We start from the raw sequence: 13,143 nt of genomic DNA, 5'->3' as shown, positions 1-13,143 counted from the left end.
AGAGTTATTTTCTACTAGCAAGTTTGCTGGTAATATCTATCTTTTGATAGAGTGTATCTCTTTGTTGGTAAGGTCTACCCAAGGAAGCGATCGCATTTTGTAAAGTTTTCACATCCATACAAGTACCACCAATCGCACCTGCCATAGTACTAATATGTTCTTCCATTAATGTGCCGCCAATATCGTTGCAACCCCCATTTAAAGCCTCTATAGCACCTGCTAGTCCCAGTTTTACCCAACTCGGTTGATGGTTAGGAATCCAATTACCTAAGTAAATCCGTGCTACCGCCATTAATAGTAAAGCATCGGCTAATACTGGTTGGTCACGTCCGACGCGACGGTGTAAGGATTTGGGGGCTTCTTGACCAACAAAAGGTAACAGAATAAACTCTGTGATTCTAGCAGGATATTGCTGATCTATGGCTATTTTTTGGAGCGATCGCAATTTTTCCAGATGTTCAATTTGTTGGGACGGGGTTTCAATATGCCCTGATAACATGGTACTAGTCGTATTTAACCCTAATTGGTGGGCTGTGCTGACAATTTCTAGCCAAGTAGCTGTATCAATTTTTTCTGGACATAGGACACGCCGCACCTGATCATCTAAAATTTCGGCGGCTGTTCCCGGCATTGAACCCACACCAGCATCTTGCAACGCCTGAATCACTTCAGCATAGGTCAAGCCATCAACTCTGGCAATAAACTGCACCTCTTGGGGAGAAAAAGCATGGAGATGAATTTGGGGAAACGCTTGCTTGATAGTTGCAATTAACTTCAAGTAATAAGGCAAACATTTACCGTCAATTTGCGCTTCGGGGTTTAATCCTCCCTGCATACAAATTTCTGTTGCACCACGCTCCACCGCATCTTGAGATTTTGCTAGAATCTCTTGCCAATCTAACCAGTAAGCACCTTGATCTCCCGCATCTCGCCGGAAAGCACAAAAACTACAATGTTGCTCACAAATATTAGTAAAGTTAATATTGCGGTTAATTACGTAAGTAACCGTATCCCCCACTTGCTGCTGGCGGAGTTTGTCAGCCGTAGCACAGATAGCCGCGATCGCTTCCGGGTCAGTTTGTGTTAACAACAATACCCCCTCAGATGGAGATAAATCATACCCTAAAAGAGCGCGGTTGATAATATCATCAGTAGGATTTTTATTCACAATTAATTAATAGCAATTAACTACAAAAATCTAAATTTATACTATCAAATTTACAACTATCAGAGCTTATTTACAGCAGATGCGATGTTGATGAGGTACAGCAACTGATTCCAAAAAGGAATGAGTAATTAATCATGAGTAAGAAATTTACTTATTACTCATTACTCATTACTTATGACTCATGGTGTACCTCACTTACTTCAAAGGTGCTATATTATGCTAATTCTTTATAAATACAGAGTAAACACTTAACACAATCATTACACTTCACCAGGGATATTACCAGTATGATAATGAGAATACTTCATAAGTAAATCTATTGATTAATCCAGGTTTAGTAGTTAATAATTTAAAGAAGCTTGTTGTTGTGTAAACTGCTTCCCAGTAGGGAGATAGCTTGAGTAGCGATCGCAATAGTTACACTGTTAAGAATATAAAATTGAGATAGCCGACAATTTTGGTACAACAAAAGTTATCTATTTACGAGTTTCTACTAGTAAAAAAAGTGCCTAACAAACACTTTTATAGATGTACTATGTCTGTATCTAGAGACTTCCAGAAAATAAATTCTCTCATTGTCAATCTTCCCCCTGCCCCCTGCCCCTCCGCAATTGCTCCACTTGGGCAAAGCCCAAGACCGCATTGCTCTCTGCCCCCTGCCCCTTGCCCCCTGCCCCCTGGTAAACTCTATCTTGTGATTTGTAATCTAGTCTATGAATGTCAACTCATCCAGCGCATTATTAGCAGTTCCCACTGGCCCCTTGCAAATTTTTGACCTACCGCCTACTAATGTAGCGACAATTGAGCAAGAAGTTTACTTTTCTTTGGTCATTCCCACTTACAAAGAACGGGACAATATTCAAAATGTTGTCAAAATTTTGACTCAAATTTTGGATGAGTACATTCCAGAAGACTATGAGTTAATCATTGTAGATGATGATAGTCCTGATTTAACTTGGGAAGTAGCGCAATCTTTAACCACTGAGTATGAACAGTTGCGAGTCATGCGGCGACAAGGGGAACGGGGGTTATCTTCAGCAGTAATTCGTGGGTGGCAAGTTGCTAGAGGTAGAGTATTAGGTGTAATTGATGGAGACTTGCAGCATCCACCAGAGGTTTTAACACAATTATTGTCTCAAATTGCCCAAGGAGCAGATATGGCAGTAGCCAGCCGTCATGTAGATGGCGGTGGTGTCAGTAGTTGGAGTGCTGTGAGACGTTTTTTATCCCGTGGCGCACAAGTTTTAGGGTTAATTTTGCTACCGGGAGTCTTGGGAAGAGTTTCAGACCCCATGAGTGGCTATTTTATGGTAAGACGTAGCAGTATAGCAGGGGCAACACTCAACCCTGTAGGCTACAAAATTCTCTTAGAAGTCATTGGCAGGGGTAATGTTAAAACTATTGCCGAAGTAGGTTATGTATTTTGTGAGCGCAAAGAAGGTGAAAGTAAAGTTACATGGAAGCAATATGTAGAATACATTCACCATTTAATCCGGTTGCGAGTCACTACAGGAAAATTACGACATCTGAGTCGGAGTGTAGAAAAGTTCCCCATAGGTAGATTTTTGCGGTTTGGCTTGGTGGGGTTGAGTGGAGTATTTGTTGATATGACAATGCTGTATTTACTTAGTGATCCCTCTACCTTAGCCTTGCCATTGACTCGCAGTAAAATCATTGCTGGGGAAATTGCGATTTTCAATAACTTTTTGTGGAATGATGCTTGGACATTTGCAGATGTTTCCATGAGACAACAGGAATGGCATCAACGACTGAAGCGATTTTTGAAATTCAACGTCATTTGTTTAGCTGGCTTAGTGTTGAACGTTTTGGTATTGAATCTGGTATTTAACTTTTTGATTCCTAACCGCTATATTGCTAACCTAATTGCGATCGCTGTAGCTACCGTCTGGAATTTCTGGGTAAACTTAAAACTGAGTTGGCGCGTCACAGATGTCAAATAGTCATTATGATAATTAAGTTCGTAGTAAGGACTTTAGTCCTTCTTTTGTGCAGAAATTCCTTATACCGTTTTTTGATGTAGCTTGCCTGGCGTAGCCATAGATGCACTTTATTCTGTACTTTAGAGACGTTGCATGCAACGTCTCTAAATCATTTATCAAGGAATAGATGCGTTTGTATAATTGGGACTCTACTATCTCATCTCGTTGGTTTCACCCTTTAGTGTTGCTCATCTGGTTAATTATTGGCCTCGGCTTACGTTTAACCAACTTGACTGCCAAGCCTCCTTGGACTGATGAATTTTCTACATTAGTGTTTAGTTTAGGCAATAGTTTTTTAGGAGTACCTTTAGATCAAGCGATCGCACCTGATATACTATTGCAGCCACTACAACCACAACCAGATGCCAATCTTTACGATGTTTGGAAAAACCTCAGTCATGAAACCAATCATCCCCCAATTTACTTTGCCTTAGCCCACTTGTGGATGCAGTTATTTCCCACACAACAGGGTTTAGTTTCTCTTTGGGGAGCGAGATCCTTAGCAGCAATTTTTGGTGCTGTATCTATCCCGGTAATTTATGTCTTTAGTTGGATTGCTTTTCGTTCCCGTTTAGTAGCTCATTTAGCGGCAGCAATGATGGCTGTCTCACCATACGCCATATTTTTAGCCCAAGAAGCCCGCCACTATACTTTAGCGATTTTGTGGGTAATTGCTTCCCTCACCTGCTTTGCGATCGCTACTCGTCACCTTCACAACCAGACAAAAATCTCTATTTTCCTAGTATTATCCTGGATAATCACTAATGCTTTGGGAATTGCAACTCATTATTTCTTTGTCCTGACTCTGGCTACAGAAGGCTTAGTATTATTAGCGTTGGCTGTGCGCTACATCCCAACTAACGCCAAAGTTTTTTTATCTCCCCCTTGGCGGCGGATTTATGCTGTTGCAGTGGGTAGTTTCATTGCAGGTATAGTTTGGCTACCAATATTTTTACAGAATAACTATGGTGAAGACTTAACCGCATGGATACAGCAACCCCGTGCGGGATTTGCTTGGTTAAGTCCATTGTTTCAAGCTTTTGCTGCTTGGGTGACAATGCTGTATTTGCTACCAGTAGAAGCCCCACAATTGTGGATTGTGATAGCTTCTGGCTTGGTAATGCTGATGTTTATTATTTGGGCAGCACCAATTTTAGTCCGAGGATTGCAAGCCAACTTACAGCAACCAGACACCCGCTTTATCACCCAGGTATTAATAGGAGTAGTGGTAGGAGCGATCGCTTTATTTTTTGTCTTTACCTATTTTCTCGGTATAGACTTAACTAGAGGTGCGCGTTATAACTTCGTTTATTTCCCGGCTGTCATTGTTTTACTGGGAGCAATTCTAGCTGTGACTTGGCGTAGTTCCCAGGGAAAAAAAGCCGTCATAGTGATTTGGCTGATGGGTTTTGTCAGTGCAGTTACAGTCATTTGTAATCTTGGCTATCAAAAATATTATCGCCCCGACCTATTGGTAAACTTAATTCAGCAAACATCCCCAGTTCGAGTTCTCATTGCTACTACACAAATCACTCATGTGCAGATTGGTGAAATGATGGGCATAGCCAGAGAGTTCAAAATCAAAAATATTGACTCTCCCTCTCCCTTATTTCTTCTAGCTCATCAAGAGAATAACCCTAATATTTCTACTACTACCCTAGAAAAGACCTTAAACACATTGTCACAACCGTTTGATTTATGGTTGGTAAATTTTCATGCTCCCCTAGGTGAAGCAGTGAAACAATGTGCATCTGATACTCAGTCTTTACCAGCCATAAACGGTTACGAGTACAAAATTTATCACTGTCGATTTAGGCAGGGGGCAGGGAGCAGGGGGCAGGGGGAGACAAGGTAGACAAGGGAGACAAGGTAGACAAGGGAGACAAGGTAGACAAGGGAGACAAGGTAGACAAGGGAGACAAGGTAGAAAAGGGAGACAAGGTAGAAAAGGGAGACAAGGAGAGAAGTCTGTAGCTTGTTTCCCGTAGGGTGCGGAGGTTTCCTCCGTAGACGCTTTGCGGTGAAACAGTCCTGTAGGCGGGTTTCCCGCCGTAGGGAACTGTTGAACCCGAAGGGCTTGCCGCAGGCAACAGAACTTCCCTGCGGGACGCTACGCGAACGGAGAGACAAGGTAGAAATATTTACCCCAATGACGGCAGTTGCTACAACGGAGGAAACCTCCGCAACGCACTGCCTCCCCAATGCCCAATACCCAATGCCCAATTACGAATTAACACATCGGTCTATGTGAAACAATCAAAACATGGTACAAATTTGATGGCTGACAATTACTGAGACTGTAATGTTATTTAGACATCCATTAAAGTTTGTTACCAGTGCTGTATCACCATTTTTGCTCAGTATCGCTATTATCTTCTTTTATAGTCAACCCTATGCGATCGCCTCTAGTGGGGTGCAGCCCGTCGGGGCAGAATTAGCCAACCTCAATCAGCAAAATAACCCCATCATCATTGAAAATCAAAAAGTTGGCACTACAGCTTGGCAGTTGACTAAACCTGCCACTAGGCGAGAAATTGAAGGTTATGCTTCTCTAACTAGTGTGAATCGTGGCGACAGCATTCAGTTATTTGTCAATACTAAAGAACCAAACTATATCATAGAAATCTTTCGCATGGGTTGGTATGGTGGTGCAGGTGGTAGACAAATGACGGCTGCTATTCACAGAGTAGGAGTCAAACAACCACGACCAATTATAGATAAAGCCACTGGCTTAATTGAATGTAATTGGAAACATCCATACACTCTCAAAATCCCGTATAATCCTCAAGACCCGACACAATGGGCTAGTGGTTTTTACTTAGCAAAACTAACTGCTAGTAAAAGTGGCAAACAAAGCTACATTATCTTTGTGGTGCGTGATGACAGTCGTCCTTCTGACATCTTATTTCAATCCAGCGTCACCACTTATCAAGCCTACAACAATTGGGGTGGTATGTCGCTGTACCGTTGGAATAGCAAGGGTAAACAAGCACAAAAAGTTTCCTTTAACCGTCCCTATGTTGCTAGTCCCAATTCAGCCGCAGCCTACGGAGTCGGTGCAGGAGAATTTTTAACTAATTTCCAGCCACCAAGAAGAACTTCTAACGGTGGTTGGGAATATAACATGGTGAGATGGTTAGAACGTTCTGGCTATGATGTCACTTACATTACAGATATTGACACCCACGAAAATTTTTTAGACATCAATACAACCAAACCCATGTTATGGCTGCATAAAGTCTTTCTTTCCGTCGGGCATGATGAATATTGGTCAGTCCAGATGCGGCAAAATGTAGAAACAGCTAGGGATTACGGTTTAAATTTAGGATTTTTCTCTGCTAACACCTGTTATTGGCAGATTCGTTTTGAGCCTAGTCTAATTACTAAGCAAATGAATCGTACCATTGTTTCCTACAAAGAAAGCGCGCCTTTAGATCCATTTGCCAGAGATCGAGATCCTTCAAATGATTTCCTAGTCACGACACGTTGGCGGACTAAACCTGTTAACCGTCCAGAGGAAACCTTGATAGGTGTGATGTATGAAACATTTCAAGTCAATGCTGATATTGTGATTAATAACACAGCCCCAAATTGGTTACTAGCTGGGACACAATTAGACCAGGACAATAACACAGCATTACTGCATAGCAATAGCAAAACCCGCCCAAAAGAAATGCAACTCAGAGGACTTTTAGGCTATGAAGTTGATCGAATGTTTCGCAATTACCCCAAAAACACAATCCGTCTAGCCCATTCACCTTATAAATATAAGGGTAAAACCAGATACTCCGATATGACTATGTATACAGCAGATTCAGGAGCAATGGTCTTTGCCACTGGTTCGATACAGTGGAGTTGGGGATTAGATGATTATAATGCGCCCAAATTACGCCCCTCTGTTTTAAGTCCTGATGCACAGGCTATTACACGCAATATTTTAGATCAGATGATAGGGAAATAGGAGCAGGGGGCAGGGGGCAGGGGGAGAAATTTTCCCTTGTCTTAATAGATTAGTAGAAACAGAAGAAGCTGTAACTGAACTACGTAAGGCACTATTACAAACAGAGGGTTTAGCTTAATTAAGCAATTTCTCAAAATCCCTATTAGGCTCATTGAGTGATAAATAGCAAACTTCTAAGAGGTAGGGAAACCCATACTTTTAAGTATGGGTTTCTAGCAAGGACTTGGTATTTCTCTTACTAATACCGTTTCTTGATGTAGCTTGCCTGGCGTAGCCATAGATGCACTTTATTCTGTACTGTAGAGACGTTGCATGCAACGTCTCTACATCATTTATTTGGCGCAACTTCATAGAGAATTGGTATAACTACCTAAAAACACATTTTTATTTGATTTTCAATTTAAAAATATAATTCCTATTGTACGTAGTCATAGATTTGACATTCATATTTCCAGGTGCAAGATGAGAGTAAACTTTTACTTAAGACAAACCTGTTCATAACGTTGACCTGCAATTTCCCAGGTGAACTCTGATTCTACTAGTTTTCTGCCGTTGTGAGATAATTCTGCCCGTAGTTGGGGATGCTCAAATAGTTGCTTAATAGCGGCAATATATTCTTGAGGAGTATTGGCTCTTAATGCTGCCAAGGGTATATTATCACCATCTACAGCTAGTCCTTCTAAACCGCGATCGCTCGCTACTATCGGTACACCTGCGGCCATAGCTTCCAAGGTTTTATTTTTAATCCCAAAACCTGTCCGCATGGAGACAACACAAACAGTGGCTTTGTGGAGATAATCTACCATTGCAGGCACTCTTCCAGTTACCGTAATTCCTGGTTGGGTTTGTAGTGCTAAAACTTCCGGTGCAGGATGAGAACCGACAATATCAAAAGTCGTATCAGGATAATCTTTTAGAATTTCTGGCAAGACTTGATGAGCGAAGAAGCAGACAGCATCAATGTTTGCTAAGTTATCCATTGCGCCGATAAATACTAATTTATGTCCCTGTGGGTCAGTATGGCGATAGGGAAAAGTGACTAAATCTACACCATTAGGAATGACTGCTATGGGAGTTTTAGGGGCAAATTCCTGCAATTGGATTTTATCTTCTGCTGTCGTGACGACAATTTCTGTAAATTTAGAGCAATATTGCTGTTCATAGCGGCGTAACAACGGCAAATTAATTTTATCTCGCAGCACATTTTCTGAAACACCGCTTGTCAGCTGATTTAAACAACTACCGTAGACAGAACTGTGAACATTGACTATGGTTTTGAGATGTTTTTGGAAATGCGATCGCACATATATTTCATTGACGCTATGTTCAGAGGTAATCACATCATATTTTTTCTCTGCTACCGCCTGATCAATCCATGCCTGCATTTCCCTAGAGTAGCGAGTCAGGACGCTGGGGGGTGTCCCCTGTTGTAAAAATTGACTAAATCGCTGTATTTTGTTGATTAATGCTGTATTTTTCCCTGGATCTGGCGGACGATCAAACACCATTAGTTGATTTACACAGTCTTGTAATTCTGCGATTTCTGCCTCTGTAATATTGCGATCGCGTTGAGTTAATAAAGTAATACTATGATTTTGACTGAGATATTTCAGTAAATTAAAAGTCCTGACTTGCGTTCCCCCCCGTGTAGGTGGATAGGGAAAGGTGGCAGATAGCATTAAGATATTCATACAAATAAATCAAATGATGATATGTATACCATGACCTCATTCTAAGCCTGATGTCATCATTAATATTCTTGATTGATTTTGGTAAGCTTTTCTTACATTTAACCTACTAAGTATATTTTCTTACATTTTATAACTTTACCGTAAATTCACAGTGATACCGTTGCTATTAATGTTAAATACACGGCAAAATGCTAACATTATAAGTAATTTTATCAGTCAAGTAGGATTTAGCAAGATGAAAGCCGTCGGTATTTACACCCTTGCCAATGATGCTGTCTTTGACCAATTAGTTGCCCTGTTAAATAGCATTGAAGTGAATGTTAGCCAAGATATTCCTGTATGTATTATTCCTTACAATGACCAATTAGATAAGGTAAAGCAGGAAATTAAATCTAGAAAAAATGTCACTTTGTTTGAAAATCAGGAATCTATTCAACGCTGGGATAATTTTGCTCATGACATTTGTGCTGTGCATCCAGCAGTAAAGAAAGGGCAGTCATTAAGTAAAACTTGGAATCGCATCCCCTTATTCAGAAAGCTATGTGCTTTTGACGGTGAATTTGAAAAATTCGTGTTTTATGATGGGGATAGTTTAGCAATGAAACCAATAGTTCGTCTATTAGATGAACTGAATAATTATGATTTTATATTTGATGATTGGGAACATAAAAAACCTAGAGAATATACAGCTTTAGATTTATCTCTTATAGAAGAAACAGGTTTGTATACGGAAGCAGATGTACGTCCTAATCTGCATTGTTCAAGTTTCTTTGGTTCTAAAAAAGGTATTTTTGGTGAGTCGGAAATTGCATTCCTCAAAAATTTGTTAATTGACAAAAATGAAATACAATGGCTGCGCGATTGGTATTTATCAGATGCGTTTTTGTTTAGCTATATGACCTTGAGATGCGATCGCTCATTATTTAACTTTACACTCAGTGCCAACGGTCAAGATAGAACAGGTAATTGTGCCAATGCTGATCCTTTTGTAAATATTAATAATGTTCTCTATAACCAAGAAGGACTAAAACCTATTTATCGTCTTCACTACATGAACTATTCGTCTAAGGATTTTGCTCGATTATGCCAAGGCGAAGATGTTAATATTCGCTATCGAAATGAATTTCTACATTATCGTTTTCTTAAAGAACCAGAAAAAAGACCAAAACAGTTAAAAGCACCTAGTATATTCACAAAAAGCAATCGAGTTTTACAGAAAGTAGCAAATAAAATCAAAGTTGGTATATCTTAAAGTTCAGTCAAAAACAGGAGTTAGGGTATAGGGTGTAGGCAAAACTGCATGATTCGGGGATTGAAACTCGCACCAATGCTATTATCTTGAGCTTGTTAGGGCTGTCTATACACCCCACACCCACACCTCGCCCCAACTGGGCTTGGCGAACAGCGAACAATTATCAATTTTCAGATAACTGTTAATATTCTTATAAAAATCTAGATGCAATATCTTCTAGGACAAACATAAAATGCTAGTTTTTATAGTGCCACTTAAAAGCAAACAGATTTGCCAATCTTGGGAAAGAGTATGTCAATTATTTGAAAGAACTGCAAAATCAATTTGTAATCAGACAACAGATAATTTTAGAGTGATTGTTGTTTGTAACGAAAAACCAAATCTTGAATTTATCCATAAAAATATCATATATATTGAGCGCGATTTTTCATTACCCAGCTTAGATTGGCGTAGTAAAAATATAGATAGAACACGGAAATTAATCAGTGGGTTAAGTTATGCTAGGAATTTCAGCCCATCACATATTATGTGTGTGGATGCCGATGATTGCATTAGTAAACATTTGGCCGAGTTTGTCAATCTGCATCCCCAAGCAAATGGATGGGTGATTCAGAAAGGCTATTCCTATACAGAAGGGAATAAAATTATCCGTTTGATGAGAAAAGGCTTCGATCAATACTGCGGGACAAGTAATATAGTTAGATATGATTTGTATAATGTCCCCGAAACTTTAGATGAAATTACTGAAGCTAAATATATAGAATCTATATTTAACTATTATAGGCATCGTCAAATAACTACGACTTTAGCAAACAGAGGAACACCACTAGAACCTTTACCTTTTGCGGGTGCTATATATACAAAAAATGGGCAAAATAATTACTTGGAAGTTGAAGATAAAAATAAAACAATCAATATGAAATCAAGACTGATGAGAACAAAAGCCCTATTAGACTACAGATGGATCACAAAATCGATTCGTAGTGAGTTTAAATTGTACGATGTTTTTAATTAATAATTAATAGATTGTAAAATTTGAGATCAAGTCCTGTGGTTAAAATTAGTGTTTGCATTCCAACTTACAACCGAGCAAATTTGCTTCCTTACGCAGTTAACAGCGTACTAGCTCAAACTTATACAGATTTTGAGCTAATTATCTGTGATGATGGTTCTACTGATCACACACCTCAAATAGTCAGTCAGTGGAATGATTCACGAATCCGTTACATTAGACAGCCTGTAAACGGTGGACGTAGTCGCAATATGCGCTCTGGTTTTGAAGCTGCTTGTGGTAATTACTTTATAAAATTTGATGATGATGATGCTTTAACTCCCGAATTTTTAGCAAAAACAGTGGCAATCTTAGAAGCAGAAGAAAATGTAGATTTTGTATGTACAAACCACTGGATTATTAATCAGAATAATGAAAGAATTGAATCAGCAACACTTGAAAATTCTAGTAAATGGGGCAAGGATAAACTCAAAGGAGGAGTGATTCCTGACTTAATAGAGCAAACCTTTTTACATCAAAGCTTACAAGTAGGTTCAACACTATTCCGCCGAGCTTGTTTAATGGAAGTTGATTATATGCGTCCACAAGCTGACGGATGTGAAGATTTTGACTTATTAGTACGTTTAGCGATCGCTGGTAAGCAAGGGTATTTTCTGCCAGAATTTTTGATGGAATATCGTTTTCATGGCGGGCAAACAAGTTTAAAACAAAATTTGCACTTTCTTTCTGCCAAAGTTTTCTGTATTAGTAGTTATAAATTCCCTGATGAGGAATTAGAAAAACTGCGATTACAAAAACTAGCAGCTACCCAGCGTGCTTTGGGTTTAAGACTGATTGAAAAGGGAGATTCTGTAGAGGGACGGAAACTTTTACAACAATCAACTCAGTTTTTAGGAAGCGATCGCCGAATCCTGCTTGGTTTGATATTATCTTATCTACCAATGAGTTTACGCAAATTTGCTTTGCAGGTTTTTCGCCAACTTCGTCCTAAAGATTATACTGAGCAAGTGCGAAAAGCCTCCGTGTAATCACTAGTGTAAATGTATGGATAAAAATTAGTTGCATATATTTTCTAATCAGAAATGTATAGGTGTAAAATATTTCTGTAAAAGATTTCTCCTTGAGCTAAAGTAGTCATATTGTAAATGCTTTATGAACTACTAGCATGGATACTAATGAATTAAAGTTCCTCTTAAAACTATTGGGATGTCCCAATTATCGCACTGGACTGACTGCGACCTTTGGTAGTTTGAAAGGTAGGGATAAAATTTGTCGAGCATTAGGCGATCGTGAACTGGTAGACTATTCCCGTGAGATTGCCTCAGTCAAGATTTTATCTCCTGGTCAAGCCTTACTGAAACTCCCAGCAGGACAGTTACCCATTACGGACAAAGAATTGAAGGTGCTAGAGAAAATCAGTAAAATTGCGAGTAAAATCGCACCCAGCAAAATAACCTCATTAAAAGCTGCTGAACGAGATGCAGTGTTGAAAACACTAACTGAGCGGGGATTGATTGAAACTGAATTGCAACTTAAAAAAGCTAAAGCCGAGGTGTGGCTAACTGAAAGAGGAGTTGAGTTTCTCCGCGATGACTATACACCCGATAAAGGTTATCAACCCTTCATTAGTCAAGAACTTTTAGGGAACTATCTCCGGTTTTTACGCAAGACTTTGCGCGTTAAGCCAGAACTAGAATCTCCTTTGTCTCCCCCTGATGTTGAGTCACCAGTTGAAGCAATTATCAATATCACTGATGAAGAAATATTACAGATAATTGAGAAATTAGACAAAGAATTGGGTACAGAAAATTATTTACCTATCTTCCATCTACGGCAAAAATTGCAACCTCCATTATCACGAGATGAATTAGATCAAGCTTTGTATAGGCTACAAAAGAATGATCTAATTGAACTGAGTACGTTGTTAGATCCAACACCATATACAGCAGAACAGTTAAATACTGGTATTCCTCAAAATGTAGGTGGTTCGTTATTTTTTATCAGTGTTAGTTAACACTAATTCTAATAATTTTTACTTTATTGCAGGTTGCTCACTCAC

10 protein-coding genes are annotated in these 13,143 nt (G+C 39.4%); 8 read left to right on the top strand and 2 right to left on the bottom strand.

Annotated elements, in window-relative coordinates; translation table 11 throughout:
- Positions 1–4: 4 nt before the first annotated feature.
- Positions 5–1,168 (bottom strand): 7,8-didemethyl-8-hydroxy-5-deazariboflavin synthase subunit CofH, encoded by a 1,164-nt coding sequence (cofH, locus tag ACPZ3T_RS07455; RefSeq protein WP_490274852.1) that lies wholly within the window; start codon positions 1,166–1,168, stop codon positions 5–7.
- A 713-nt stretch (positions 1,169–1,881) separates the two neighbouring features.
- Between cofH and ACPZ3T_RS07450 the strand changes: the two genes are divergently transcribed.
- The 4 genes from ACPZ3T_RS07450 to ACPZ3T_RS07435 all read left to right on the top strand — a co-directional run bounded on the left by ACPZ3T_RS07450 (position 1,882) and on the right by ACPZ3T_RS07435 (position 7,129).
- Entirely contained in the window at positions 1,882–3,129 is a 1,248-nt protein-coding gene (locus ACPZ3T_RS07450; protein ID WP_490274850.1) for a glycosyltransferase, read from the top strand.
- 166 nt (positions 3,130–3,295) lie between these two features.
- Positions 3,296–5,023, top strand: coding sequence for a glycosyltransferase family 39 protein (locus ACPZ3T_RS07445; RefSeq protein ID WP_490274848.1), 1,728 nt, complete (start codon positions 3,296–3,298; stop codon positions 5,021–5,023).
- Between the two features lie 222 nt (positions 5,024–5,245).
- A complete protein-coding gene (locus tag ACPZ3T_RS07440) occupies positions 5,246–5,419 on the top strand; it encodes a hypothetical protein (protein WP_490274846.1) in 174 nt (57 codons plus the stop codon).
- A 51-nt stretch (positions 5,420–5,470) separates the two neighbouring features.
- Positions 5,471–7,129, top strand: a complete 1,659-nt coding sequence (locus ACPZ3T_RS07435) for a N,N-dimethylformamidase beta subunit family domain-containing protein (RefSeq protein WP_490274844.1) — start codon at positions 5,471–5,473, stop codon at positions 7,127–7,129.
- Between the two features lie 476 nt (positions 7,130–7,605).
- Here the strand turns inward: ACPZ3T_RS07435 and ACPZ3T_RS07430 are convergent, their stop codons facing one another.
- Entirely contained in the window at positions 7,606–8,820 is a 1,215-nt protein-coding gene (locus tag ACPZ3T_RS07430) for a glycosyltransferase family 4 protein (protein ID WP_490274842.1), read from the bottom strand.
- Between the two features lie 169 nt (positions 8,821–8,989).
- Here ACPZ3T_RS07430 and ACPZ3T_RS07425 point away from each other — a divergent pair, with 169 nt between their 5' ends.
- From ACPZ3T_RS07425 to ACPZ3T_RS07410, 4 genes are all read left to right on the top strand, one after another.
- Positions 8,990–10,072, top strand: a complete 1,083-nt coding sequence (locus tag ACPZ3T_RS07425) for an Npun_R2821/Npun_R2822 family protein (RefSeq protein ID WP_490274840.1) — start codon at positions 8,990–8,992, stop codon at positions 10,070–10,072.
- Between the two features lie 232 nt (positions 10,073–10,304).
- On the top strand, positions 10,305–11,087 hold the full coding sequence (locus ACPZ3T_RS07420; RefSeq protein WP_490274838.1) for a glycosyltransferase family A protein: 783 nt from the start codon (positions 10,305–10,307) through the stop codon (positions 11,085–11,087).
- A gap of 35 nt (positions 11,088–11,122) precedes the next feature.
- Positions 11,123–12,112, top strand: a complete 990-nt coding sequence (locus ACPZ3T_RS07415) for a glycosyltransferase family 2 protein (protein ID WP_490274836.1) — start codon at positions 11,123–11,125, stop codon at positions 12,110–12,112.
- Positions 12,113–12,249: 137 nt separating this feature from the next.
- Positions 12,250–13,098: a transcription factor RcaD gene (locus ACPZ3T_RS07410; RefSeq protein WP_490274834.1), complete on the top strand. Its 849-nt coding sequence runs from the start codon at positions 12,250–12,252 to the stop codon at positions 13,096–13,098.
- The last annotated feature ends 45 nt before the right edge of the window (positions 13,099–13,143 follow it).

It is taken from the genome of Aliinostoc maniaoense, from assembly GCF_058172895.1.
The sequence above is the reverse complement of the archived record's forward strand: the minus strand, read 5'-3'. Positions and strand labels throughout refer to the sequence as shown.

Excerpts from the sequence above, each read along its gene's own strand:
- ACPZ3T_RS07450 (WP_490274850.1), top strand. The coding sequence starts at position 1,882 with ATGAATGTCAACTCATCCAGCGCATTATTAGCAGTTCCCACTGGCCCC.
- ACPZ3T_RS07445 (WP_490274848.1), top strand. The coding sequence starts at position 3,296 with ATGCGTTTGTATAATTGGGACTCTACTATCTCATCTCGTTGGTTTCAC.
- ACPZ3T_RS07435 (WP_490274844.1), top strand. The coding sequence starts at position 5,471 with ATGTTATTTAGACATCCATTAAAGTTTGTTACCAGTGCTGTATCACCA.
- ACPZ3T_RS07430 (WP_490274842.1), bottom strand. The coding sequence starts at position 8,820 with ATGAATATCTTAATGCTATCTGCCACCTTTCCCTATCCACCTACACGG.
- ACPZ3T_RS07425 (WP_490274840.1), top strand. The coding sequence starts at position 8,990 with ATGTTAAATACACGGCAAAATGCTAACATTATAAGTAATTTTATCAGT.
- ACPZ3T_RS07420 (WP_490274838.1), top strand. The coding sequence starts at position 10,305 with ATGCTAGTTTTTATAGTGCCACTTAAAAGCAAACAGATTTGCCAATCT.
- ACPZ3T_RS07410 (WP_490274834.1), top strand. The coding sequence starts at position 12,250 with ATGGATACTAATGAATTAAAGTTCCTCTTAAAACTATTGGGATGTCCC.